This is a genomic window from Rhodanobacter sp. DHB23 (genome assembly GCF_014842975.1).
In the GTDB taxonomy this organism is placed as follows: domain Bacteria; phylum Pseudomonadota; class Gammaproteobacteria; order Xanthomonadales; family Rhodanobacteraceae; genus Rhodanobacter_A.
Genome location: NZ_JACYXK010000028.1, coordinates 219,712 through 244,115, shown reverse-complemented (window position 1 = coordinate 244,115; position 24,404 = coordinate 219,712). Strand labels below are relative to the sequence as shown.

Here is a 24,404-nt window from a genome sequence, read left to right as displayed (position 1 = left end):
AAGCGGAGCGCCGAATCCTCTCAGCGTCTCACGATGCACGGCCATCCATATCGCCTATCACACAGCCACGTTGCCGCCGGCATGTCCGAATCCCGAATCCCCAATCCCCAATCCCGGCTCCACGACGACAAGATCCTCATCCTCGACTTCGGCGCGCAGTACACGCAGCTGATCGCGCGGCGCGTGCGCGAGCTGGGCGTCTATTGCGAGATCTGGGCCTGGGATCATGATCCGGCCGAGATCGCCGCGTTCGGCGCCAAGGGCATCATCCTCTCGGGTGGCCCGGAATCCACCACGTTGCCAGGCGCGCCCAGGGCACCGCAGGAAGTGTTCGACTCGGGCCTGCCGATCCTCGGCATCTGCTACGGCATGCAGACGCTGGCCGCGCAACTGGGCGGCGCGACGGAAGCTGCCGACCAGCGCGAGTTCGGCCATGCCGAAGTCGACATCGTGGCGAAGAGCCGCCTGTTCGACGGATTCAGCGACCACGCCGGCGCGCATCGCCTGGACGTCTGGATGAGCCATGGCGACCATGTCAGCAAGGCGCCGCCGGGTTTCGCCATCACGGGCGCCACCGACCGCATCCCCGTCGCGGTGATGGAAAACGAGGACAAGCGCTGGTACGGCGTGCAGTTCCATCCCGAGGTGACGCACACCAAGCAGGGCAGTGCGCTGCTCAAGCGCTTCGTCACCGACATCTGCGGCTGCGCCACGCTGTGGACGGCGGCCAACATCATCGAAGACCAGATCGCCCGCGTGCGCGAGCAGGTCGGTGGCGATGAGGTCATCCTCGGCCTTTCCGGCGGCGTCGATTCGTCGGTGGTCGCCGCGCTGCTGCACCGGGCGATCGGCGACAAGCTCACCTGCGTATTCGTCGACACCGGCCTGCTGCGCTGGCAGGAAGGCGACCAGGTGATGGCCACGATGGCCGAGCACATGGGCGTCAAGGTCATCCGCGTCAACGCCGCCGAGCGCTACTTCAAGGCGCTGGAAGGCGTGGCCGACCCGGAAGCCAAGCGCAAGATCATCGGCCGCCTGTTCGTCGAGATCTTCGACGAGGAATCGCACAAGCTCGTCAACGCAAAGTGGCTGGCGCAGGGCACCATCTACCCGGACGTGATCGAATCCGCCGGCAGCAAGACCGGCAAGGCCCACGTCATCAAGAGCCACCACAACGTGGGCGGCCTGCCCGAGCACATGAAGCTCAAGCTGGTCGAGCCGCTGCGCGAGCTGTTCAAGGACGAGGTGCGCCGCATCGGCGTGGAACTCGGCCTGCCGCGCGCGATGGTCTACCGCCATCCGTTCCCCGGCCCGGGCCTGGGCGTGCGCATCCTCGGCGAGGTGAAGCCGGAATACGCCGAGCTGCTGGCTCGCGCCGACGCGATCTTCATCGAGGAACTGCGCAAGGCCGACCTGTACGACAAGACCAGCCAGGCCTTCGCCGTGTTCCTGCCGGTGAAATCGGTGGGCGTGGTCGGCGATGCGCGTGCCTACGAATGGGTGATCGCGCTGCGCGCCGTGGAGACCATCGACTTCATGACCGCGCACTGGGCGCACCTGCCGTACGACTTCCTCGGCAAGGTCTCCAACCGCATCATCAACGAATTGCGCGGCGTCTCCCGCGTGGTCTACGACATCAGCGGCAAGCCGCCGGCCACCATCGAGTGGGAATGAGCCGGGCCGCGAGCACATGCCTTGCCACGAAAGCCGGCATCGCGCCGGCTTTCTCGTGATCGTTTACCGTTTGCCGACATGACCGAAGAAACCCGCCAGCCTTTCACCGACGAGGACGAGGCGTACATGCGCCGCGCATTGCAGCTCGCCGCGCATGCCCGTGACGCCGAGGACGAAGTGCCGGTGGGGGCCGTGCTGGTCCTGGGCGGCGAAATCGTCGGGCTGGGCTGGAACCGCAACATCACCTTGCACGATCCCACCGCCCATGCCGAGGTGATGGCATTGCGGGCGGCCGGCGAAAGGCTCGCCAACCATCGGGTGGTCGGCGCCACCTTGTACGTGACGCTGGAGCCATGTGCGATGTGCGCCATGGCGTTGATCCACGCGCGCATCGGCCGCGTGGTCTACGCAGCCACCGATCCCAAGACCGGCGCCGCCGGCAGCGTGTTCGACACCCTGGTCGACCCGCGCCACAACCATTGCCTTGCGGTGCAGGGTGGTCTGTTGGCCGGTGAGGCGTCGACCATGTTGCGGGAGTTTTTCAAGGCCCGGCGTTGATTCTGTAATTTTACATAATATACATTATGCGAAATGGCGAAGGTGCCCGATGAGGCCGCCGGAGCCGCTCCCGTGGCCGGTTGTTGTTGCACGTTGTCTAAGGACAACGAACTGCCACCGCCAAGCCGAAGAAACCGCCTCCTAGCCGCCAACAAGGTACCGCCGAGGCGGATATTGGCCAACAACCAGCCCCGTTCTCACCGTCGACCCCGAGAAACCGCCGCGAAATTGATGGTTCAAGCGCCAACGGCCGACACCTGCCTGCCGACTAACTGCCGCACTTTTGGGCCAACAAACTGCCGCCGAAAGTTAGGCCAGAGGCGCAGACTGCCAACTCACTTGAGCAACAGGAAAAACGAGGATCAACTGCGTTTCCAGTCGTCAGGGGTGATATCGCCTGCTGCGCGATACAGAGGACGCCGGTAGCTTTCGAACAGGAACCGCATGCGGGAGGCGTCGCGACCAACGAACAGCCATAGGAATTTCTGGTCGAATTGAAACTTGGATCGGAACGGGTACGTTGGCGCATCCTGTGTGTCGTCGCCGAAGGCGTCGAACCCAAGCAAGATCAGCAGTCGTTGCGCCGTTTGGTCATTGCTATTGGCCGCACCGCTTTGCCAGCCGTCCAGTCGTGCTGTAATGGCGTCCAATCGCTCGGCAGGCGCCGGCCGCAAGTCGATGACCTCCGAAGCCATCCCCTGCGCGTCTGCAGCTTGCGTCATCGAAACGATAAGCGCCTGCTCCGCCTCGTCCGAGGGACAAATGACGCGTGCCGGCCTCCCTAGCAAAGGCGTCAGTCGGTGGATGAAGCCTCCGGCGAGCCGCGCGGCGATCGCCTCAAGCGCGGGCGGCGCCATGGGATGCTCCTCAGGGTAGTCCATGATCTTGGATGATCCTCACGTCCGTTACTTGGCCTTGGCGGTCTTCGAAGACTTGGCCGACCTCCGCGCCTCCTTAGCCTTCGGGCGGACACTGGCCTTGGCGAGCGACGTTTCAAGCGCCGCGACGTGCCCCGAGAGACGCGCGACCTCCTTCTCGGCCTGCTGCCACTGCTTTTGCAATGCTTCGCACCGCGCTTCAAGCGCCTGCCCCCCGTCACGATAGCTCCGTTCGGCCGCTTCGTGGCGGTGCTGCCACTGTTTGGTCTCTTGTCGGGCGCGGTCAATTTCCTGATGGGCGCGGTCTTCGACGGCGCGCAGGTGCGCCGCGGTGCGCTCCCGTTCCTGGTCCGCCGCGGCGAGCCGGGCGGTCTTGTCGGCCTGGAGGGCCTCGAGCTCGTGGGTGACGCGATCAACCACCGCCTGCAACCGATCCCGCTGCTGGATCAAATCCTCCCGCAGGGCGTGGCTGTCGCGGAGCTGGCCGTCCAGGTTGGCGCAGGCGTGCTCGGCCAGGGCCTGGCGTGTCTGCGCTTGGGCCACGGCGGTCTCGGCCTCGGCCAGCGTCGCCGCCCAGCGCGTGCGTTCCTCGACGAGCCGCGTTTCGTTCGCGGTCAGGGCGGCTCGCTCCGCGGCCAGTCGCGTCTGGAGCAGGCCTTCCGCGTGTCCCACGGCCAGCTGCCATAGTGTGGTCATCGCCTGCCCCACCTCCGGCGGAAGATCGGGCAGTTGCAGCGTTTTGCACAGGCGCTCGGCCAAGCCGCTGCGCCACGTGTCGAGCATGCGCGTGACGGTGTTCGGCGAGCCGGTGCCGAGGGCGGCGCGCACTTTTTCCACGGTCGGATTCTCGCCGGCGCCCAGGAGGGCGTCGGCGGCGGTGTTGACCTGGTCCTGCGTGATGCCGCGTGCCATGCCTCGGTCTCCTCGATCGGCGCCCTGCCCGCTTGGTTTCGTACTCACGATAAGTGATGATTATCGTGGCTAGATGCCCTATTTCGTAGTATACATTACATAATATGAAAGATAATTCCATGATTCCGACCCTCGCCCAGTCGGCCTCCAGCCTAATGCTGCCGATTCAGCTGGCGCAGCAGGCCGCCGATGCCGTGCGTGAACTGCTGGCGGAAGCCGCCGCCGCCAACACCACGCGCAGCTACGCCAGCGCCCTGCGCTACTGGGCCGGCTGGCACGCGGCGCGCTACGGCGTGGAGTTCTCCCTGCCAGTACCGGAGGCCACGGTGCTGCAGTTCGTGGTTGATCACGTCCTACGTCGTTCGGCCGAAGGCGAACTGGCCTGGGAGCTGCCGCCCGCCGTGGACCGGACGCTGGTGGCCGCCGAACTCAAGGCCAAGCCCGGCCCGTGGACACTGGCGACGGTACGCCATCGCGTCGCGGTACTGTCGACCGCGCACCGACTCAAGCAGCTGCCGAACCCGTGCGAGCAACCGGCGATTCGCACGGTGCTGAGCCGTGCCGCCCGAGCAGCCGTGAAACGCGGCGTACGGCCGCGTAAGAAAACCGCCATTACCTTGGCCGAGCTCGAGGCGATGCTGACTACCTGCGACGACAGCCTGGAAGGCCTGCGCGACCGCGCCCTGCTCTGCTTCGGTTTCGCCAGCGGCGGGCGCCGGCGCAGCGAGATCGCGGCGGCCGATCTGCGCGATCTGCGCCGGATCGGCCCACAGGGCTACATCTATCGCCTGGAACACAGCAAGACCCAGCAGTCCGGTGTTACCGCGTCCTCGACACCGGACAAACCCATTCTCGATCGGGCGGCTCAAGCGCTTGAGGCGTGGCTGGCCGCCAGCGAGATTTCCGAAGGGGCGATATTTCGGCGGCTGTGGAAACACCGGGTCGGCCCTGCCCTATCGCCGGCCGCGGTGGGCGAGATCGTGCAGCGCCGGGCGAGGCTCGCGGGCCTGGAAGGGGACTTTGGCGGGCACAGCCTGCGGTCGGGATTCGTAACCGAAGCGAGCCGTCAGGGCGTGGCGCTACCGGCCATCATGGCGATGACCGAGCACCGCGCGGTGGCCAGCGTGATGGGGTATTTTCAGACAGGTGGAGCTGCCAGCAATCCTGCGGCACGTTTGCTTGAGGATTAGAAAGCAACAGGAATATTGCTGGGAGTCTTCTATTGGCTGCCGAGCCTCACGCCTGTGTCGCTAGATTGGATAGGCCCGGGTGAGAGAAGGCGACGGGGCTGGCAGAGATATTGCCGTCACCTATCACGAAACGTCTCAAGGTCGGATGATGCGGCTGTAAGCCGTCCAGTCAATCGCGGGGACGGTTCCCAGTGACTGCAGGCGCGCAAGTAGTCGAAACAGGAAATACATTAGCGCCCCTTGTTCGTTCGCAATCGAAAGAACACCTTCGTGTCGATCAAAGCAGCCTTGATCGAGTGCGACGCCGCAATCGAGCATGGCGTCGGGATCCCCCGAAAGGTTGCGCTCGAACGCCTCTCCGAGACCGTCAGTCCAACTAACACTTGGCGCCAGTATCCCAGCGACGATGCGAAAGTGTGGCTTGGGCAGGTAGGTGCCCCCAGCATGGGCAATCGCCACCGAGGTCCTATGCATTGAGCGGACCGACATAGCCTTTTTCTCAGCGTATTGGAGATAGTCCTTGTTGATCGTCGGCTTGCATTCAAATACCCCATACACGGCTTCTGCCGGGATGTAGCGATGATTTTTCTGGTCGAGCAAGGTAGGCGTGAAATGACGGTCGAAGATCACGAGGTCGATCTGCTCGCTGCGGTGTCCCCGACTGTCGATCACGATCCCCGTAGCCACATCGTAGCGATTCGGCAGATAGCTCCGGAACAGCTCCGTCCAGTGGTCTTCGTTTACTGAGCCCATCACGCCACCATGGCTGATGGACTGGGAGGCTAGCTTCATGGCCGCAGCGAGGTTCGATTGCACCAGTGCGAACGCTTGCTTCATCCAAGAAACGTCTTCGGATGGTGCTTGCAGCGCAGTCATCGGAACATCAGTATCTGTGGTCATCTGCGCGGCCTCAGGTCAAGGGGAACTTCGGTCCGAACAGATTCCGCCACGCTTTCAGGGCATCCCCGGTCCGACCCTTGCGAACCAAATCAATGGCACCCGAAGCTTGCTGGCTGGCAGCCACGAGCAGGTCTCGCGCCCGCTGCTTGCGGGCAGCGTCCATGCCGTTGCTGATCGGCGATCCGAGTCCGGCCGGGTCTGACCATTCGTCCGTTATCCGATCGGCGAGCGTGGAAAACAAGGCTTGCATTTCGTAGTCGAAGCGTCCGCCCCAGCCGCCGTGCAAGACCTGTAGGGCCATAACCTCGATTAGGAACGACGGCTTGACCGGCTTTTCCGTACCGTGGCCTGGGTTGTTGTTCCAGTACTTGGCCATCCGCACGAGGCCTTTCCATTCACCATCGTAGTTCTTGTTCGCCTGGGTGGCCTTTTCGGCATGGATCTTCGGATTAGTCTTCATCCATTTGCCGGTGTCGACGTTGGGAATCTCGTAGTCGCTGCCGGCCGTGAAGGCCGGTACCACGTCTACGCTCACCACGCGGTAATCGGTATTGTCGTCTGCATCGACGACCACGCCAAAATCGACGCACACCGAACGCCCCTGTTTGCTGACAGCTGCGTCGCCGTACTTGTCAACCAGCGCATTATGGAAATCCTGAAGGACGACACTGGGCGCCTTGTCTCGATACTCCGCCCGCTGCGAGTCGGCCAGAACGAAGAAGATGTCGATGTCCTTCAGGGGCTTGGTCTTAGTATGGCGGCGATAGGAGCCAGTGAGGAAATCGTCTGCGATCGTGAATCGAGAGCGGATGTGTTCGCGCACTTCGGTGTGCCGCTTGCTCGCGTTCTGCTGCTCGCGGTCGTTGAGTTCCAGCCGGCTCTTGAACTTGCGGAATGCTTCTTCAATGGTGAGCATCAGGCGCTCCTCCAATAGGCGGCGTTCGCTCCCAGACCGCTGTGCTCGATCGTTGAACCCAAGCTCTGGCGGACCAGGCCACTGGTCGACCGGAAACTCACAGGGCTCCAGCCGGGAACTTCCGGCCGTCCCGGCTTGTTCTGCAGCAGGATGCTGTACTCGGCATCGGCCGGCGCGATGCCGGCCTTGCGGATGTGGTAGCGCAGCTGCTCGGTATCGGTGTAGAAGCTGCCGTCGCCGCCTGCTGCCCACTGGTACACGATGTCGACATCCCAGCGCACCACGAGAGCATTGGTGTAGGGGTTGTATACCTCTAAGACGACGCGTTCGAGGTGTTCGCTGTCCAGCCAAGTGCGCATGGCACGGTGGGTGCTGTCCCAATCGTCGACCAGCTTGGACGGATCCATTCCGCTCAAGCGGATGATGTCCTTGAGGCTTTTGAGCACGTTGTCGGCAACGTAGGTGACCGAGTGCGTGCGGGTATAGGCGGCTACGGTTGTCATGACTTCATGAACCCTTCTACATCCACGACAAAACGTGCAACGGCACTGCTGGCGGTCGACGTTTCGATCGTTTCATCTCGGTCACGAGCCACGACTCGCGTGGACTTCGCCTTCAAGGCGGCGGTCACCCAATCCAGATCCTCAGCATCGACCGGCAGCGACACCCGCCAGTCGCCCTTCAGCGGATCGAACCCCAGCGCAACTTCGTTGCCGTTCGATTCGTCCAGCGCGTCATCGTCGTAATGACAGTAGATGCGCGTGCGCGGCCCATCGCACGTGACGACGATGGGCACGTCCCGTGGCCCCTGATCAGCAATCACGCTGCTGGCCACGCCGGCAACAGCCATCAAGTCCGGCCTGGCCGTCCCACCGCTCTCACCTGCGGTGAGCAGCGCGACGATGTCGGCCCAGGTCTGATGAGCATCGCGATGTGGCGTGCTGCGAAAGTCACGCCGGGCTACCGTGCTCATGGATGCCCCTTGCCGGAAAGACGTGAGGCCTGCACCTGAGCGACTGCGGACTGCAAATCTGAGAGCGAGAGCTGGTTGGGGTCGAGGGCGGTTTCCTTGCGCATTGCCATCGCGCTAACGACAAGCTTACGAATGGCGCGGCCGTCCAGACCCACAGCCGTCCGCGCCACATCGGCAAATCCGCCTGCTTGGGTGAGCTTGCCGACCCTGGGGAATTTCTGCGCGATTGCGCTCAGACAACTATCCAGAATTTTTGCGACCGCATCGGCCGCCGGAAGCGGGACATCGATCACCAGATCGCAGCGCGAGGTGAAAGCGTCATCGATCGCCTGCGGGAAGTTGCTGGTCGCGATGAAGAGCAGGTTGGGATGCGAGGCGGCAAGGGCGTCTAGTTGCACAAGCACCGCGTCGGTGGCGCGATGGATGTCCACGGGGTTGGCCTCCAGGCTAAGCTTCGCGCGATCCGCCGCCAGCGTCTCCACTTCGTCCAACAACACTATCGTCGGACCATTGGCGGCATGCTCCGAGATCGTCTGCGAGAACAGCTCGGAAACAGCGCGCTGGGTCTTACCCATCGCTGAGCTGGTCAGCGCGTGCGGGTCGACTTCGACGAGACGGAATGTCTGCCCGGAGGGCTTGAGCGAGGCAGCAAGCTTGCTTGCAAGGCCTCTCGCCAGCGACGTCTTGCCTGTGCCCGGCACGCCGACCAGCAAGATGACCCCGTGCAACGGGACATCGTTGCGCGAGATGTTGGGGCGCAGGGTGTAGTTCAAGAGCGCCTGCGAGAGGAGGCGATCCTTGAGCTGGGCGGGGACGATGATGCTGTCCCACAGTGTGGAGAGCTCGGCATCGGGCAGAGCGCGAATAGCATGGATGCCACGCGGGAGGTCCGCGGGCGTAACCAGCTGTAAGGCAGGATTCTTCATAGTGGTCTCGTCGGGTCAGCCCTTCGGCGGAAAGGGGTCATTGCCGTAGCTGTCACGTGCTCGGATGCGACCGTCTTCACCGTGGATCAGGATTTCGACCCCATCGCGGCGTGCGCGGTCGCGACCGGCCTGGGTCGCCTCGCGCTGAGTGGAGTAAACCGAAGAAGCCCGATCGTTGCCCTCGATGCGAACGGCCCAGCCACTGTCGTGAGGCACGATGTGAACGTTCTTACTCATGCTCTGCTTCCTTTTGTTAAGTGGTGAAGCTGGGGCTGCTGACCCCGCATGTGGTGGGTCACTTCTTGCGAGGCCACAAGGCTTAGTGGGAACGGGACGAATTAGCAGTCACGCCTCACGACTGCCAACTTAACAACATGCTGAACCAGAGTCAAGAAACTTTCATTCGTTCGTTCGGCCATACTATTTCTTTTCCCTCGCCGCTCCCCTCCATGACCGACACCCCCCAGCCCGGCCCTCCGCTCGCCACTCGCACTTGGAGCCAGCGCCAGCGTTACGCCTTCATCGAGAACCGGCTCTACTGGGAAGAAGAGCTGACTCGGAACGACCTGATGTCACGCTTCGGGATTTCCGCTCCGCAGGCCTCGGACGACATCGCGAAATATCTCGAGTTGGCACCGGGGAACTTGGAGTACGACCGGGTCAAGAAGGCATTTGTTGCCACGCCACGGTTCGTACCGAAGGTCACGGTGCCCGATGCACGCCAGTACCTGACACAGCTGCTGCTGCTTGCTGATGATGCGATCGATTCGAGCGAGTCCTGGCTGGGTCATATGCCAACGCATGCGGTGATGCCGCGCGTTCGACGTCGACTGGACAACGGGACTCTGCGACCGGTCGTATCAGCGATCCGGAAACGCCGGGCAATCGAAATCCGCTACCAGTCCATGTCTACGCCAGAGCCCATCCTGCGATGGATCGCTCCACATGCTCTCGTCTATGACGGCGCCCGTTGGCATGCGCGAAGCTGGTGCTTCAATCGATCGACGTTTACCGATTTTGTGTTGGCGAGGATCTTGTCGATCGGCAACCACCGCCCATCGACCATCGATCCCGCAGTCGATCGCGAATGGCAGGAAATGTTCACGATGCGACTGGCGCCACACCCGGACTTGTCGGACTCCCAGCGTCAGGCAATCGAGATGGACTACGGGATGGAAGATGGATCCATCGGAATCTCGATGCGGCTGTGCATGACCTGGTACTTCGAGCGCCACTATGGACTCGATATTTCCACTGATCTACTTCCACCTTCGCGACGTCAGATAATCCTTCAGAACCGTGCTGAACTAGATGCGCTTCGCGCTTCTTGTAAGGGTAAAGAAGCTTTTTAACGTAAAGGCGAGAGGCGACAACACCTGCGCTTTGACCAGATGCTATATGCGAGTGACAAATTGCTCTGATCCTACCAGCGATAACACAGGCTAATCGGTTTTTCCCCACGTTCGCTTTGTCGAAAACACCCCATTGGCCAAGTCAGTTGATCGTATGTGAACTTCTATGTCGGCAACGACGTTGTACTGATGCCCACTTATAACGACCCGAACGACACCGTCGCGAAGGTCATCCTTCAACAGGTTTTTCCCGATCGCTCTGTTGTGGGCATCGATGTGCGGAATCTCTACGCCAATGGCGGCATGATCCACTGCGTCACCCAGCAGCAGCCGGAAGCGGCATCCCCTTGAGGCACCCGAGGTCCCTTCCAGGCAAAATGAGCGAGTGCACGCTTTCGACGGCGACCATGTCTTCACGGCTGCGCTTGCGCCAGGCCCAACCTCCAATTCATGCTTGCGACATCCGCAAACACGGCCATCACCGGACCGCGACCGCCTGTTTGGCTGGACAACTCCTTCGCTGCGACAGGATGATCCGCCGATGACCGTCACCCGCGTCGCCGAGTACGAAGAGCTGAACCGCCTGCTGCAGCAGGCCGGGCGCAGCGACCAGCAGGCGTTCGCCGAGCTCTACCGGCACACCTCGTCGAAGCTGTTCGGTGTGTGCCTGCGCATGCTGCGCGACCGCGGTGCCGCGGAAGAGGTGCTGCAGGAGGTCTACATCACGGTGTGGAACCGCGCGGCCAGCTTCGACGCGGCCAAGGCCAGCGCGATCACCTGGCTGACCACGCTGTCGCGCAACAAGGCGATCGACCGCCTGCGCCAGCACCGCGAGGAGCTGCCGGACGACCCGCGCACGTTGGAGGAGGCCATCGACGAGCAGCCCTCGCCGGCCGCCCAAGCCCAGACCAGCCAGGAACACCGCCGGCTCACGGACTGCCTCGACGCGCTGGAACCACAACAGCGCAGCTCGGTGCGTGAAGCCTTTTTCACCGGAGCTACGTATAACGAGTTGGCGACACGCTGCCAGGTGCCGCTGGGAACCATGAAAAGCTGGATTCGCCGTAGCCTCATGCAACTTCGCACGTGCCTCGACTCATGAACACGCCCGCCGACGAAGGCAACCACAACCTGCGTTACGCCGAATACGTGCTGGGCGTGCTCGATGCCGACGCGCGCGCCGAAGTGGCGCACGAGGTGCGCACCAGCGGCGAAGCCGCGACGGCGGTGGCCCTGTGGCAACGCCGACTGCAGCCGCTGGCCGAGGAAATCACGGAAGTCGCGCCCGCACCCTACGTGTGGGCTCGCATCCACGATGCGCTGCAACTGGATGCGCCGCCGCGGGCAGTACCGCGCAAGCGGTTGTGGGATAACCTGGCGTTGTGGCACTGGCTGGGCCTCGGCGCGAGTGCGGTGGCCGTCGCGCTGCTGCTGGTGGTGGCGTTGCCGCGGCGGGTGGCCGCCCCGCCCCCGACGACGGCCGCCGTCGCCTACATGGCCTCGACGATCAAGCAGGACAACGGCACCACCGGCTGGACCGCCACGATGGATCTGCAGCACGCCCGCATGGTGGTGGTGCCGGCCGCGCCCGCCACGCTGGCGCAGGGTCGCGCGCCCGAGCTGTGGCTGATCCCGGCCGGCCAGAAGCCGATTGCGGTCGGCATGATCTCGCGCGATCAGCCCACCACGCTGACGCTCGCTCCTGCCCTGCTGGCGCAACTCGGCCCGACCGCCGCGCTCGCCGTCTCGGTCGAACCGCCGGGCGGCTCGCCGACTGGCCAGCCGACTGGTCCGGTCATCGCCAAGGGCGCCATCGGCGCAGCACCGGAAGCCGGTGGCGACAAAGTGGCTGGCACTGCCAGAGGACAGACCGAGCGCACCCGGGCCTGACCTAGCTCGGTCTGATCCGCTCATGAGCACGGCACTGGTCCTGTTCCGGCGCGATCTGCGGTTGGCCGACAACCCAGCATGGCACGCAGCCTGCGCAGCACATGCGCAGGTACTGCCCGTCTTCATCCATGCCCCCGGCGAGGACGGTGACTGGTCGCCTGGCGCCGCCAGCCGCTGGTGGCTGCATTACTCATTGGCAGCCTTGGACCAGCGGCTGCACGCGCAGCAGGCCGGTCTGCATCTGCGCCAAGGCGACACGCTCGACGCGCTGCGCGAACTCATCCGGCACAGCGGCGCCAGCGCGGTTTACTGGAACCGCTTGTACGAACCCGCCGCGATCGCCCGCGACACGCATATCAAAAACGCGCTGCGCGAACAGGGCATCGCAGTGCACAGCCACAATGCAGCACTGTGGTGCGAGCCTTGGCAGATCGCCACGCAACAGGGCGATCCGTACAGGGTTTTCACACCCTACTGGCGCAACTTGCGAACGCAGATCCAGGCGAGCCAGCCGTTGCCCGAACCCGTTCTGCCCGGCTGGCAAAGCCTACCGGACGGTTTGCCACTGCAGGCACTCGATCTGCTGCCACGCATCCGCTGGGACAGCGGGCTGGCCGAGGCATGGCAGCCGGGCGAAGCCGGCGCGCAGGAATGGCTGGAGATCTTCGCCGACGACGCCATCGGCGACTATGCCCACGCCCGCGACCTGCCCGCGCGCCACGGCACATCGCGGCTGTCGCCGCACCTGCATTTCGGCGAAATCTCGCCACGCCAGATCCACTTCGAACTCGATCGCCGCGCCCGCGCGACGGACGCCAAACGCCGCCCGGATATCGAACCTTATCTGCGCGAACTGGGCTGGCGCGAATTCGCGCATCACCTGCTGTACCACTTCCCGCGAACGCGGACCGACAACTTCAATCCGCGCTTCGACGGCTTCCACTGGGCGCCCGCCGACCAGGCATCGTTCGAACGCTGGCAGCAGGGCCGCACCGGCATCCCGCTGGTCGACGCGGGCATGCGCGAGCTGTGGCATACCGGCTGGATGCACAATCGGGTGCGCATGATCGTGGCCAGCTTTCTGACCAAGAACCTACGCCAGCACTGGCATCTTGGCGCGCGCTGGTTCTGGGACACCCTGGTCGATGCCGACCTCGCCAACAACACGCTGGGCTGGCAATGGGTGGCCGGCTGCGGCGCGGACGCCGCGCCGTATTTCCGCGTGTTCAATCCGCATGCGCAGGCAGCCAAGTTCGATCCCGACGCGAGCTACCTGAAACGCTGGCTCCCCGAACTGGCGACGCTGCCGCCGAAGTTGTTGCATGAGCCGTGGCGCGACCCGGCGGCGCTAGCGGCCTGCGGTTATCCCGCGCCGATGGTGGACGTGGGTGCCACGCGGGAAGCGGCCTTGGGTGCCTGGCAGGCGTTGGCGCCCCGCTGAATCGTTTCCCGATGGGAGGCATCCAATAACCTTGCATGGCCGTAAGAACGGGAGTGAGGGCTGACCTGTCGCCAGCCCGTCTGCCCGGACGTCGCGCCATGACACGCTTGAAGTCGTCGATTGCCCTCGTTCTGCTGGCCATGCTGTCGCTGATGGCCTGCGCCGGCAGCGCTGATCCGATCAAACCGGTCAGCGGTGTCGACCTGCCGCGCTACATGGGCCGCTGGTACGTGATCGCGTCCATTCCCACCCGCTTCGAACGCGGCGGCCACAACGCGGTGGAGACCTACCGCCGCAATCCCGACGGCAGCATTTGCACCTGGTTTCGGCAGCGTCCGGACAGTTTCACCGCCCCCGTGAAACTGCTTCATTCCAGCGCGCGGGTGGTGCCAGGCAGCGGCAACGGCGAGTGGCGGGTGCGCTTCTTCGCCTTCCTCACGACCCAGTACCTGGTCGGTTGGCTGAAGCCCGACTACAGCCAGGTCATGGTCGTGCGCGACGGGCGCGACTACCTCTGGTACATGGCACGCACACCCGCGGTTCCGGACGGCGACTATCAGGCCATGCTCGAACGGGCCAAGGCGCTGGGCTACGACGTCAGCAAGATCGAGAAGGTGCCGCAGCGCTGGCCCGAAACCGGCGAAGGCAGCCAGACGTTCGCGGGAGCGTGCCCATGAAATACCTCGTTGCGCTGTTCGCCTTGGCCATGCCCGTCGTCGCGTGGCTATCCAACACGGGCATGTTCGGGCCGACCAACGGCGCCATCTCCGACCGTTACCCCACGCTGATCGTGGCGGCCGGCTACGCCTTCGCGATCTGGGGACCGATCTTCCTGCTCGATCTGATCTACGCCATCCGCCAACTGTTCGACCGCCGGCCGGACGAACGCCTGCGGCGTATCCGACCCTGGACGGCCGCGGGTTTCGCGCTCACCACAACGTGGATGATCGTGTTCACCTTGCAGTGGTTCTGGCTGGCGCTAGTGATCATCTGGGCCAGCCTGGCATGCCTGCTGTACGCGGCCTGGCAGGTGTCGCACACCGCGCACCATGCGCGCAGCCGCTGGTGGCAATGGTTGCCGCTGTCGCTGCATGCCGGCTGGGTGTCGCTGGCGGTGTTCCTCAACGTCGCCCAGGTGATCGTGGCTTTCCGGCTGTTCCCGACCACGCAGATGCTGCCCTGGACGCTGGTCCTGTTCGCCTTTGCCGCCGTCTTGCTGCTCGCCACGAGCGTGCGCCTGCGCGGCAACCCCTGGTATGCGCTGGCCGCCGTCTGGGGCCTGGTCGGGATATTCGCCAAGCAGCATGCATCGACGCTGGCAGGCGCGGCGGTCGCGGCATGGGTTGCCTTGGGGCTGGCGGCCGTCGTGGTGGTGACGTCGTTGTGGCAGCAAATCGGCGCATCGCACCCGGGCCAGCCCCGGATCGGTGATTGAACACAGGCGGATGACCGGCGATGACCATGCTGCGGCTGCTGCTGGGCGATCAGTTGAATCCGCGGCACTCGTGGTTCGAGGCCGTCGACCCCAACGTTCTGCATGTCCTGATGGAGGTGCGCCAGGAGACCGACTACGTCCTGCACCACGCCCAGAAGATTCTGGGCATCTTCGCCGCGATGCGCGATTTCGCGCGGCAACTTCAATCGACGGGCCACCGCGTGCGTTACCTCGCGATCGACGACCCCGACAACCTGCATGCCATCCCGGCCAACCTCGACCGCTTGATGGCCGACCACCACGCAACCACCTTCGAGTACCAGGCACCCGACGAGTGGCGCCTCGACCGGCAGCTGGCCGACTACGTGCAGACCCTGGCCATCCCGGCACGCATGGTCGACAGCGAGCATTTCCTGACACGGCGCGACGAGGTCGCAGGACTCTTCGGTGCGCGCAGGCACTGGCGGATGGAAACGTTCTATCGCCGCATGCGCGCGGTACACGGCGTGCTGATGGAAAAGGACGGCCGGCCAGCGGCCGGGCGCTGGAACTTCGATGCGGAGAATCGCCGATCCTGGTCGGGCATGCCGCTGGAGCCGCCGGATAGCCGCCCCATCCACGATCACCGCGCCCTGTGGGCAAGCATCGTCGCCGCCGGCATCCGCAGCTTCGGCCAACCGCGTGCCGGGGACTTCCGCTGGCCCTTGAATCGCGTCGAGGCGCTGCAGCAGCTGGATGCCTTCGTGGAGCAGGCGCTGCCGCATTTCGGCAACTACCAGGACGCGATGAGTACCCAGGCAACACGCCTGTTCCACTCCCTGTTGTCCTTCGCCCTCAACGTCAAGATGCTTTCGCCGCGCGAAGTCATCGCCCGTGCCGAATCGGCATGGCGCGCAGGCAAGGTGCCGCTGGCTGCTACCGAGGGTTTCATCCGCCAGATCCTGGGTTGGCGCGAATACATCCGCGGCGTGTACTGGGCGCACATGCCGGCTTATGCCGAGAGCAACACCTTCGGCCACCAGCGCGACCTGCCGGCATGGTTCTGGACCGGCGCCACCCGGATGAATTGCCTGCACCACGCGATCACGCACTCGCTGGAGCATGCGCACGCCCACCACATCCAGCGGCTGATGCTGACCGGCAACTTCGCGCTGCTGGCCGGGCTGGATCCCGGGCAGGTGCACCGCTGGTACCTGGGCATCTACATCGACGCGTTCGAGTGGGTGGAACTGCCCAACACGCTTGGCATGAGCCAGTACGCCGATGGCGGCCTGCTCGCCAGCAAACCGTATGTCTCGTCGGCGGCGTACATCCATCGCATGAGCGACTACTGCCGAGGCTGCCGGTACCGGCGGGACAAGCATGTCGGCGACGACGCCTGCCCGTTCAACGCCTTGTACTGGGATTTTCTTGCGCGGCAGCGCACGACGCTGGCCGGCAATCCGCGCCTGACCATGGCGTATCGACAACTGGATCGCCTGCCGGGTCCGCGCATCGCCGCACTGCACGCGCAGGCTGTTCGTCTGCTGGATACGCTGGATTCGATATGACCATACGTCGCTCTGCGGTGCATCCCGGCACATGGGGTTTCCGTGCAAGCACTGACTCTCTGCCATTCGACTGGCGTCGCTTGCGATCCCATTTCGCAGGCAGCGTGAATCCACCGAGGAATCGACCGATGCGCTTCCCTTGCACTGTCGTGTTCCTGTGCCTCGCGCTGGCCGGATGCCCGGTTGTCGCAACGCCCGAACAACCGGCGAAGACGGACCAACTCGCCACGGCTGGCCTGCAGGCGGATGTCGACATCCTGCAGCGCGCCTACGAAACCCTTCATCCCGGACTCCTCCGGTACAACACACCCGAGGAAATGAAGGCGCATTTCGCATCGCTGCGCCGCGCGCTCGACCACGATCAATCGCGCGCATCCGTTTTCCTCGCCCTTTCGCAGTTTGCCGCAACCATCGAGTGCGGCCACACCTATGCGAACTTCTACAACCAGTCGCCTGCGGTGCAGGCAGCCTTGTTCAAGGGAACCAACCGCGTGCCGTTCTATTTCCGCTGGCTGGACGGACGCATGGTCGTCACCCGCAACTTCTCCAGCGACAAGCGGCTGCAGCCAGGGGCGGAGATTCTCGCCATCGATGGCGTGGCGACATCGCAAATCCTGAAAACGCTCATGACCGTCGCACGCACGGACGGCGCGAACGACGCCAAGCGCATCGCCTATCTCGAGGTGCAGGGAAACGACGATTACGAAGCCTTCGATATCTTCCTGCCGTTGTTCTACCCGCAGATCGGCCGGGCCATCGCGCTCAAGGTGCGCGATATGAACGGAGTCGCCTGGACAACGTCCGTTCCCGCGCTCTCGTACGAACAACGCCTGTCGTTCCGGCCCAAAGCCGCCGCCGGTTCCGGATCGCCCTGGCAACTCACATTCCCGAGGCAGGGTGTCGCGTTGCTCGATATGCCGACCTGGGCGATGTACAACAGCACCTGGGACTGGCACCGTTACCTTGAGGGTGTCTTTGCGAGACTCCAGGCAAGGCATGTCCGCTCGCTGATCATCGACCTTCGCGCCAACGAAGGTGGCGACGACGTCGGCAACGTGATTCTGGCGCATCTCGCCGGACGCGATCTGACCTCGCCCGACTACCTGCGCCTGGTGCGTTATCGGAGCGTGCCGCGGGATCTCCTGTCCTACCTCGACACGTGGGATGCGTCGTTCAAGGACTGGGGCGACAAGGCGAAGCCGTACAACCAGCGCTTCTACCGACTTACGAAGTACGACGACGATGCGCGAGGCACGGTCATTGACGCCCTGTCACCGCGCTTCGGCGGTCGCGTCTTCGTCCTGGTTGGCCCGACCAACAGCTCGGCGACGTTCCAGTTTGCCGGCATCGTGAAATCGCAACACCTGGGCACGCTGATCGGACAACCGACGGGCGGCAATCGCCGCGGCATCAACGGTGGCGCATTCTTCTTCGTGAGGTTGCCGCATTCGGGGCTGGAAATGGATCTGCCCCTGATCGGCACATTTCCCGTCGTTGCGCAGCCCGATGCCGGCATCGACCCGGACATCCGCGTCGCAACCACCATCAAGGACATCAAGGAAGATCGCGATCCCGAGTTGGAAAAGGCGCTCAGCCTGGCGAATGCACAGCCGTAGGAATGGATCCCGCTGACCGGGCTGGAAAGGTTCGGATGAGTGGATTCCGACACACCAATGACCAGGAACATGCTGTGCAGGTAGCGAACGGCGTAGCAAAGCTTGCCCTCAATGCTGCCGCAGTTTTACAACCCTACAAGCGGCTGCAGCTTGCGAGCCAGCCAGCCCGGGAAGCGCAAGGGCGCATCCATTGCCGCGACGCAAATACACGGCATGCCCGGCGCGGTGATCGGCTGGTGCTCCGTTTCGTTGTCGAGATCGGCCGCATCCCCTGGGCTGAAATGACCCAGTGCATCGTCGTAGGCGCCCTGAAGGATCTGGGTCAACTCGGTGCCTTGGTGGCTATGCACGGGCATGCTCTTGCCCGGCGCGATCTTGAGCAAAAGCAAGGTGTCGCGACTGGTGTGTGCAGCCCGGATCATGTGCACGCCGGGCGCGACCCAGCGCCAGCGCAGTGCACTCCATGTGGGGCCGAAATACGCCTGCAGCGGTTGCGGCAGGCCATCCGGATCACTGGGGCTCACGTCAAGCGAGCGCGTCTGGATGGTTCCGTCGCGGCGGCTTTGCGTTGATTCGTCGAGGCGATCCAGCATTTCATGGCGCAGGCGCGCGCGCCTGGCTGTATCCAGCTCGTTGGCCTGCTGCTGACCCAGCAACAGGCCACCGATGCGTTCGGCGTGGGCCAACCTGTCGCGGCAATCGCGGCAGGCTTCGAGATGCGTGGCCGCCACCGCGGTCATCTCGGGCGACAAGGCGCCAGCAGCAAAGCTGACCAGGGTGGCTTCATTGAGATGATGACGCGGAGTCATGCGCCCCTCCTTACACCCAGCTGCAGGCGCAGGAATGCGCGGCGCAGGCAGGATTTCACCGTGCCCAGCGGCATGCCGAGCTCGCCGGCGATTTCCTGGTGGGACTTGGCTTCGAAATAGGACATGCGGATCAATCGGGCTTGGGTGGCCGGGAGCCGCTCGATGCGGTTCCTGAGGTCGGCGTGCTCGGCGTAGCTCTCCGCCGGCGATGGCCCGGCATCCTCAGGCTCGTCGAGTCGTTCCAGCGCGTCTTGTACCGGCACCCACTGCGGCTCCCTGCGGACGCGGTCGATATGCAGATTCCGGGCGATCCGGAACAGCCAGGTCGACAGGCCACTACGCGCCGCATCGTAGAGTTCGGCCCGCTGCCAGAGTCGCAGCAACGCTTCCTGGGTCAACTCCTCCGCGACAGCTTCGGACGAACCCAATCCCTTCAGGTAGAGCTGAACACGGGGCGCGAAGTGGTCGTAGATGCGCATGAAGCTGTCCCGATCGCGCTTGCACGAGACGGCCACCATCTGACCGGCCCAATAGCCCGCATCCTTCGCGTGGGTTTCGATGCTCGACATGGCTCGCGCCGCCTCGAACGGCGACAGGCTTCCGTGTGTGCGGTGGGGAGCCATGGTAGGACAGAAAGCCTGGATTCCGAATGTTCGCTCACCCCTCATACGTGAAGCCACGCTCCTTGGATGCAGTCGCCGGTGCGAATCCGTGGGCAGGCAGGCGAACGCGCGCAACCTCGTGCAGTTGCCTGTTCGGTATTAAACAAGACCGCTCGCAACCAAAGCCCCTTCTCCATGCGTGTTCGCGACACGCCCGAGACGTTTGTGTCGATTCCGCTTGAAGAACCAACGTGGCGCCGAACAGCTGCTTTCCTCGCCGAGCTGAACGCCCGTTTCCGTACCCCCATCCATCGCGCATCCGCACGCCTTCGCCCCCCGTATCAAGCTCGGCAGGCATTTGCCTGCGTCGAGCGGGGAGATACGCGATGAAAGCCTCGATCCTGACCTGTTCGATCCTGCTGGGCGTGCTGTGCTTGCAGCCATCCCTGGCCACCGCGCAAACGCAAGCGTCACCGGTGGCCGACACCCAGCAGCGGCTGGTCGGCAGTCGCGGAATGACGCTGTACACCTACAATCCGGACGGCGACAGCGGCCACAGCCAGTGCAACGGCGCCTGCGCCACGCTTTGGCCGCCGTATCTCGCCGCGGCAGGCGCCAAGGCGATGGGTGGGTTCGGCCTGGTTTCACGCACCGACCACAGCCTGCAGTGGAGTTATCAGGGGCACCCGCTCTATCGCTACGCCGGCGATACCGCGCCCGGTACGGCACTGGGCGATGGGGTGAACGGCAACTGGCACGTGGCGCAAGTTCATTGAAGAACGCGCGCCGTGCATCCATGAGCGCATCTGCTCCGTACCTCCCTGCATGGCGCAAGTGGTGCGCCAAAGAGGGAGGACATGGCAATGCACAAATTTCGCGGGAAAAAGATGCTGCTGGTCGGCGCTTTGGCACTGGCTGGCGGACTGGTTTCGCTCCAGGCGGCGGCCGCCGATGGCGGCGATCCGGCTGACAATGTCAGCGGCAAGCTGCTGCTCACCGGCGGCGTATCGCAAATCGAAGGCTCCGCCGGCGGTGGTCTTACCCCCTGGGCGCTGATCGGCAGCTACGGGACGCAGGGCCAGTTCGGCGCGAACGCGTTCTACACCCGCGTCAACGTGCAGGACTACCACCTCGACGATGCCGGCGCGATGTTCGGCATCGACAACCGCGTCGAGTTTTCGGTGGCGCAGCAGCGTTTCGACACCGAGGACGTGGGAGCCGCGCTCGGGCTGGGTCGCGGCTTCAGCTTCCGGCAAAACGTGATAGGCGTGAAGGTGCGGCTGTTCGGCGACGCCGTGCTCGACCAGGACAGCTGGATGCCGCAGGTGTCGGTGGGCGCGCAATACAAGAGCAACAACCAGGGCGCGATCCTCCACGCGATCGGCGCCAAGAGCGACCATGGCACTGACTACTACATCAGCACGACCAAACTGTTCCTGTCGCAGAGCCTGCTGCTGGACGCCACCGTGCGCTTCACCAAGGCCAACCAGATCGGCATCCTCGGTTTCGGCGGCGACAAGCACAACAGCTACCAAGCTGAGTTCGAAGGCTCGATCGCCTACCTGCTCAGCCGCAACTGGGCCATCGGCGCGGAATACCGCCAGAAGCCGAACAACCTCGGCATCGCCAAGGAGGACGACTGGTACGACGCCTTCGTCGCCTGGGCGCCGACCAAGCACGTCTCGCTGACGCTGGCCTACGCCAACCTCGGCAACATCGTCATCAAGGACAACCAGCACGGCCTGTACGCGTCCGTGCAGGTGGGCTTCTGACCCGATCACGTCATGAGGAATTGACCATGTACAAGTACAAGATGCTGTCCTGCGCCCTGCTTCTCGCTGCCGGCCTGATTGCCGGCACCACTGTTTCCGCGCAAACCACCATGCAACCGGCCGGTTCCAGCGCCAGCGGCGACACCTACCCGACGGCGCCGCGCGACCCTGCCCTCAAACCGGTATTCGAGCAATTCGGCAGCAAGCCCGGCCTGGTCGCACTGATGAACGATTTCATGGACAACCTGATGGCCGACCCGGTCACCCGCCCGTTCTTCCAGAACGCCGATCGCGAACACATCAAGGCCGAACTGGTGGATCAGTTCTGCGTGATCCTGGATGGCCCGTGCACCTACACCGGCAAGGACATGGCCTCGGTGCATCGTGGCATGAACGTCGATCGCGCCGACTTCAACGCGTTGGTGGAGGATCTGCAGAAGGCGATGAACAAGCACGACATCCCGTTCCGCGCGCAGAACAAGCTGCTGGCGAAACTCGCGCCGATGAACCGGCAGATCATCACCAAGCCATGAGGAAGTGATCTCTCACGCGAACGTCGCGAGCCAACCGCGGCGTTCGCGTGGTGTCGCTTTCCATGAAAAAGCTGCGCCCGCAAAGGCGCAAGCACTTTGGTCACAACAGCTACAGGGGGCTGTCATGCTGGATAAAAGACTGATTCTGTTGTCCGCACTCGGCTTGTGCGCCTGCCATTCGGCATCCAGGCCGAATCCGCCTACCATGCCGGCACCGACGGTCGCGCCTTCGTCGGCGTCGTCCGTCGCGAACACGGCGCCTGCGTCTACCCATGTCGAATCTCCACAACCGGTCGTATCGACGCAGGCACCAGCCGCGTCGTCGCCATCGCCAAGGGCTGCCTCGGCCAGCACGGTCGCACCGCCTGTTCCGGTGACCGCGATCAGTCCAGCGGCGCCATCCGCTCTGCTCGCACAAGTGGCACCGCTGCGCCATGCCACCCGCTTGCCGCATCCGCCATCCCGCGACGCCGCAACGCAATCCGAAGCCGGAACAGCCTCGACCGAACTAACCGGAAGCATCGAGCTGGTCGCCAAATCCGGGCAGCCCATCTCGGGCCGCGACATGGCCAACACCTTGATCTATTTCGTACCCGCCGCGGGTGCGCCCAAAGTCCAGGCCGGCACCTACACGGTCTACACCGTCAACCGCGATTTCAAGCCAGAAGCGATGGCCGTGCCGCTGGGCAGCACGGTCAAGTTCGTGAATCTCGATCAAATCCGCCACAACGTGTTCTCGGTGACCCCCGGGGCCGCCTTCGACCTGGGCTTTCAGGCTGCAGGCCAGACCGCGATGCATCGCTTCGACCGTAGCGGCCTGATGCTGATCAGCTGCAACGTGCATCGTTCGATGGAGCTGGACCTGTTGGTGGTGCCCAGCCCTTACCGCACGACCGCAAGCGCCGATGGCCATTTCAGCCTGCACCATCTGCCACCGGGTCCGGGAGTGCTGTATGTGTGGAACCCGCGTGGGGAACTGCGGAAGCGATCGGTGACCGCGCCACTCGGCGACCTGCACGAACGCGTGGTCATCAGCAAACCCGCGATCGTCGCGGACATCAATCCGGAGCCCGGCCCGTGAGCGCGGCCTATCGTTCGCTTGCGCTGGGCCTGTTGCTGGTGCTGGCCGGCACCGTCGCCGCGGCCGTCGGGACCATCCATCTGTCGCGCCGGCAAGCGTTGGCTGGCGCCCGCCACAACGTCGCCACCGGCGGCAAGCTGCTGGCAACACTGGAGCGGATGGACATGGACAACCTTGCGTTGCGCGCGCAGGCCCTCGCCAACGATCCCGCCTTCGTCGATTACGTGGCGCAATCGCTGATCCCCAACCCGCAGCTCGGCGGGGCCATCGACAGCGCATCCATCATCGACCAGCTGAACGAACGCCGCCACGGCTACGACGTGGCCTTGGTGCTCGATCCGGCCGGCAAACCGGCCGGCATGTCCGGCCTGCTTGCACGCGCTCCCGCCGACATCGCCAACGACCCGCTGGTGCACCGGGCCATCGCCAGTCAACAGCTAGTACAGGGATACTGGCTGGATGGTGATCGCCTGCTGCGCGTGGCGATCGCTCCGTTGTTGCGCGGCCGCAACCTGCAAGGCCTGGTTGTGGCGGCCAGTCGCGTCGAATCCACTTTTGCGAATGAGGTACACGACACGACCGGCGTGGATCTCGCCTTGCTGAGCACGTCCAGCCCGACTGCGCCGCTCGTATTCAGCGACGCGGCGGCACCATCGTCGACCGAATTGACCCGCTTGCGTGGTGCCGCGCTATCCGCCAGCGGCGACCCGCAGTCACTGCCCGTCGCAGGCTGGTCGGTGGCCTATGCGCTTGCGATGCCCGTCTCCAACGGCCGCGCTGCTTGGCTGTTGCTGCCCTCGAGCGGCAGCGTGGAACGATCGGTTCCCCGTGAAGCGATACCGCTGCTATCGGGTGTGGCTTGCCTGGGCCTGCTGGCCGTGCTCGGCATGGTCTGGCTGTGGTGGCGCACCTGGTTGCCTCTGGAACGCATGCTGTACATCGTCGACCGCGCTGTGGCTGGCGACGATCACATGACCCTGCGGATGGGTGGCAGCGCCGTGGTGCGCCAGTTGCGCGACCGTGTCAACCGGCTGATCCATCAGAACCGTACTTCGTCAGGGCGGCCTGGAGCTGCCCTACCCTCGGACATGGGGGTGTCGCCATGACTCAAGTCGCTGCCATCGTCATCTTCAAGACCAAGCCCGGCAACGGCACCGAAGTCGCGCACCTCGTCGCGGCCGCGCCGCAATATGCGGCTGGCTGGCCACCCGGCGCACACCGCTGCGTGCGCCGCGCATGCACGGGTGCAGCCGATCTGCCGTACACCCCGGCTGATGCGGCACCTGCGGTCGATCTGGCCAGTTCGCGACAGGCCGCGCTGGACGCCTGCCAGTCAGGTGGCTGACGACGTCTGCAACGACTGTGCCGTACTGTTGGCGCGGCAGTGATCCATGTC

General features: G+C 64.2%; 29 protein-coding genes. 18 read left to right on the top strand and 11 right to left on the bottom strand.

What is annotated here, in order from left to right; translation table 11 throughout:
* Positions 1-81: 81 nt before the first annotated feature.
* Both guaA and tadA read left to right on the top strand, forming a co-directional pair.
* Positions 82-1,674, top strand: coding sequence for a glutamine-hydrolyzing GMP synthase (gene guaA / locus IHE47_RS12980; RefSeq protein ID WP_192106443.1), 1,593 nt, complete (start codon positions 82-84; stop codon positions 1,672-1,674).
* A gap of 78 nt (positions 1,675-1,752) precedes the next feature.
* Positions 1,753-2,232, top strand: a complete 480-nt coding sequence (tadA, locus tag IHE47_RS12975) for a tRNA adenosine(34) deaminase TadA (RefSeq protein WP_192106441.1) — start codon at positions 1,753-1,755, stop codon at positions 2,230-2,232.
* A 362-nt stretch (positions 2,233-2,594) separates the two neighbouring features.
* Here the strand turns inward: tadA and IHE47_RS12970 are convergent, their stop codons facing one another.
* Together IHE47_RS12970 and IHE47_RS12965 are read right to left on the bottom strand one after the other, a co-directional pair.
* Positions 2,595-3,113, bottom strand: a complete 519-nt coding sequence (locus IHE47_RS12970) for a hypothetical protein (RefSeq protein WP_192106440.1) — start codon at positions 3,111-3,113, stop codon at positions 2,595-2,597.
* Positions 3,114-3,137: 24 nt separating this feature from the next.
* Positions 3,138-4,022: a DNA-binding protein gene (locus tag IHE47_RS12965; protein ID WP_192106438.1), complete on the bottom strand. Its 885-nt coding sequence runs from the start codon at positions 4,020-4,022 to the stop codon at positions 3,138-3,140.
* Positions 4,023-4,141: 119 nt separating this feature from the next.
* Between IHE47_RS12965 and IHE47_RS12960 the strand changes: the two genes are divergently transcribed.
* Entirely contained in the window at positions 4,142-5,212 is a 1,071-nt protein-coding gene (locus tag IHE47_RS12960) for a site-specific integrase (RefSeq protein ID WP_225561871.1), read from the top strand.
* Positions 5,213-5,347: 135 nt separating this feature from the next.
* On the opposite strand, the gene IHE47_RS12955 is transcribed toward IHE47_RS12960, so the two are convergent.
* Genes IHE47_RS12955 through IHE47_RS12930 form a run of 6 tightly spaced genes read right to left on the bottom strand, consistent with a single transcriptional unit; the run spans position 5,348 to position 9,164 of the window.
* Positions 5,348-6,088 carry a DUF6602 domain-containing protein gene (locus IHE47_RS12955; protein ID WP_192106434.1) on the bottom strand — a complete coding sequence of 247 codons (741 nt, stop codon included), beginning with the start codon at positions 6,086-6,088 and terminating at the stop codon, positions 5,348-5,350.
* A 34-nt stretch (positions 6,089-6,122) separates the two neighbouring features.
* Positions 6,123-7,028, bottom strand: coding sequence for a CBASS oligonucleotide cyclase (locus IHE47_RS12950; RefSeq protein ID WP_192106433.1), 906 nt, complete (start codon positions 7,026-7,028; stop codon positions 6,123-6,125).
* The gene (locus tag IHE47_RS12945) at positions 7,028-7,531 is read right to left on the bottom strand and encodes an HORMA domain containing protein (protein WP_192106431.1); all 504 of its coding nucleotides are present in this window, start codon (positions 7,529-7,531) and stop codon (positions 7,028-7,030) included. Before IHE47_RS12945 ends, IHE47_RS12950 begins: the two co-directional genes overlap by 1 nt.
* Positions 7,528-8,001: a hypothetical protein gene (locus tag IHE47_RS12940; RefSeq protein WP_192106430.1), complete on the bottom strand. Its 474-nt coding sequence runs from the start codon at positions 7,999-8,001 to the stop codon at positions 7,528-7,530. The genes IHE47_RS12945 and IHE47_RS12940 overlap by 4 nt, the downstream gene beginning before the upstream one ends.
* Entirely contained in the window at positions 7,998-8,927 is a 930-nt protein-coding gene (locus tag IHE47_RS12935; protein WP_192106428.1) for an AAA family ATPase, read from the bottom strand. The genes IHE47_RS12940 and IHE47_RS12935 overlap by 4 nt, the downstream gene beginning before the upstream one ends.
* 15 nt (positions 8,928-8,942) lie before the next feature.
* Entirely contained in the window at positions 8,943-9,164 is a 222-nt protein-coding gene (locus IHE47_RS12930) for a DUF2188 domain-containing protein (protein WP_192106426.1), read from the bottom strand.
* A gap of 212 nt (positions 9,165-9,376) precedes the next feature.
* On the opposite strand from IHE47_RS12930, the gene IHE47_RS12925 reads away from it, so the two are divergent.
* The 9 genes from IHE47_RS12925 (at position 9,377) to IHE47_RS12885 (ending at position 18,211) form a co-directional block, all read left to right on the top strand.
* Positions 9,377-10,279 carry a WYL domain-containing protein gene (locus tag IHE47_RS12925; RefSeq protein WP_192106424.1) on the top strand — a complete coding sequence of 301 codons (903 nt, stop codon included), beginning with the start codon at positions 9,377-9,379 and terminating at the stop codon, positions 10,277-10,279.
* A gap of 156 nt (positions 10,280-10,435) precedes the next feature.
* Complete coding sequence (locus IHE47_RS12920; protein ID WP_343227480.1) at positions 10,436-10,630, top strand: agmatine deiminase family protein; 195 nt, start codon at positions 10,436-10,438, stop codon at positions 10,628-10,630.
* Between the two features lie 190 nt (positions 10,631-10,820).
* Positions 10,821-11,381 (top strand): sigma-70 family RNA polymerase sigma factor, encoded by a 561-nt coding sequence (locus IHE47_RS12915; protein ID WP_192106422.1) that lies wholly within the window; start codon positions 10,821-10,823, stop codon positions 11,379-11,381.
* Positions 11,378-12,169 (top strand): anti-sigma factor, encoded by a 792-nt coding sequence (locus IHE47_RS12910; protein ID WP_192106420.1) that lies wholly within the window; start codon positions 11,378-11,380, stop codon positions 12,167-12,169. The genes IHE47_RS12915 and IHE47_RS12910 overlap by 4 nt, the downstream gene beginning before the upstream one ends.
* Positions 12,170-12,191: 22 nt before the next feature.
* The gene (locus tag IHE47_RS12905; protein ID WP_192106418.1) at positions 12,192-13,610 is read left to right on the top strand and encodes a deoxyribodipyrimidine photo-lyase; all 1,419 of its coding nucleotides are present in this window, start codon (positions 12,192-12,194) and stop codon (positions 13,608-13,610) included.
* Between the two features lie 98 nt (positions 13,611-13,708).
* On the top strand, positions 13,709-14,287 hold the full coding sequence (locus tag IHE47_RS12900; protein WP_225561869.1) for a lipocalin family protein: 579 nt from the start codon (positions 13,709-13,711) through the stop codon (positions 14,285-14,287).
* Complete coding sequence (locus IHE47_RS12895) at positions 14,284-15,045, top strand: hypothetical protein (RefSeq protein ID WP_192106416.1); 762 nt, start codon at positions 14,284-14,286, stop codon at positions 15,043-15,045. The genes IHE47_RS12900 and IHE47_RS12895 overlap by 4 nt, the downstream gene beginning before the upstream one ends.
* A gap of 20 nt (positions 15,046-15,065) precedes the next feature.
* Entirely contained in the window at positions 15,066-16,595 is a 1,530-nt protein-coding gene (locus IHE47_RS12890) for a cryptochrome/photolyase family protein (protein ID WP_192106415.1), read from the top strand.
* A gap of 128 nt (positions 16,596-16,723) precedes the next feature.
* Positions 16,724-18,211, top strand: a complete 1,488-nt coding sequence (locus IHE47_RS12885; RefSeq protein WP_192106413.1) for a S41 family peptidase — start codon at positions 16,724-16,726, stop codon at positions 18,209-18,211.
* A 125-nt stretch (positions 18,212-18,336) separates the two neighbouring features.
* Here the strand turns inward: IHE47_RS12885 and IHE47_RS12880 are convergent, their stop codons facing one another.
* Positions 18,337-19,020 carry a ChrR family anti-sigma-E factor gene (locus tag IHE47_RS12880; protein WP_192106411.1) on the bottom strand — a complete coding sequence of 228 codons (684 nt, stop codon included), beginning with the start codon at positions 19,018-19,020 and terminating at the stop codon, positions 18,337-18,339.
* The gene (locus IHE47_RS12875) at positions 19,017-19,589 is read right to left on the bottom strand and encodes a sigma-70 family RNA polymerase sigma factor (protein ID WP_225561867.1); all 573 of its coding nucleotides are present in this window, start codon (positions 19,587-19,589) and stop codon (positions 19,017-19,019) included. Before IHE47_RS12875 ends, IHE47_RS12880 begins: the two co-directional genes overlap by 4 nt.
* Before the next feature lie 419 nt (positions 19,590-20,008).
* On the opposite strand from IHE47_RS12875, the gene IHE47_RS12870 reads away from it, so the two are divergent.
* The 3 genes from IHE47_RS12870 (at position 20,009) to IHE47_RS12860 (ending at position 21,927) form a co-directional block, all read left to right on the top strand.
* Positions 20,009-20,398 (top strand): hypothetical protein, encoded by a 390-nt coding sequence (locus tag IHE47_RS12870; RefSeq protein WP_192106406.1) that lies wholly within the window; start codon positions 20,009-20,011, stop codon positions 20,396-20,398.
* An 87-nt stretch (positions 20,399-20,485) separates the two neighbouring features.
* Positions 20,486-21,394 carry a DUF3034 family protein gene (locus IHE47_RS12865; RefSeq protein WP_192106405.1) on the top strand — a complete coding sequence of 303 codons (909 nt, stop codon included), beginning with the start codon at positions 20,486-20,488 and terminating at the stop codon, positions 21,392-21,394.
* A gap of 26 nt (positions 21,395-21,420) precedes the next feature.
* A complete protein-coding gene (locus IHE47_RS12860) occupies positions 21,421-21,927 on the top strand; it encodes a group 1 truncated hemoglobin (protein WP_225561866.1) in 507 nt (168 codons plus the stop codon).
* A gap of 12 nt (positions 21,928-21,939) precedes the next feature.
* On the opposite strand, the gene IHE47_RS12855 is transcribed toward IHE47_RS12860, so the two are convergent.
* Positions 21,940-22,281, bottom strand: a complete 342-nt coding sequence (locus IHE47_RS12855) for a hypothetical protein (RefSeq protein WP_192106403.1) — start codon at positions 22,279-22,281, stop codon at positions 21,940-21,942.
* A 64-nt stretch (positions 22,282-22,345) separates the two neighbouring features.
* Here IHE47_RS12855 and IHE47_RS12850 point away from each other — a divergent pair, with 64 nt between their 5' ends.
* Genes IHE47_RS12850 through IHE47_RS12840 form a run of 3 tightly spaced genes read left to right on the top strand, consistent with a single transcriptional unit; the run spans position 22,346 to position 24,353 of the window.
* A complete protein-coding gene (locus IHE47_RS12850; protein WP_192106401.1) occupies positions 22,346-23,008 on the top strand; it encodes a hypothetical protein in 663 nt (220 codons plus the stop codon).
* Complete coding sequence (locus IHE47_RS12845) at positions 23,005-24,114, top strand: hypothetical protein (protein WP_192106399.1); 1,110 nt, start codon at positions 23,005-23,007, stop codon at positions 24,112-24,114. Before IHE47_RS12850 ends, IHE47_RS12845 begins: the two co-directional genes overlap by 4 nt.
* Positions 24,111-24,353 carry a hypothetical protein gene (locus tag IHE47_RS12840; protein WP_192106397.1) on the top strand — a complete coding sequence of 81 codons (243 nt, stop codon included), beginning with the start codon at positions 24,111-24,113 and terminating at the stop codon, positions 24,351-24,353. Before IHE47_RS12845 ends, IHE47_RS12840 begins: the two co-directional genes overlap by 4 nt.
* Positions 24,354-24,404 lie beyond the last annotated feature (51 nt).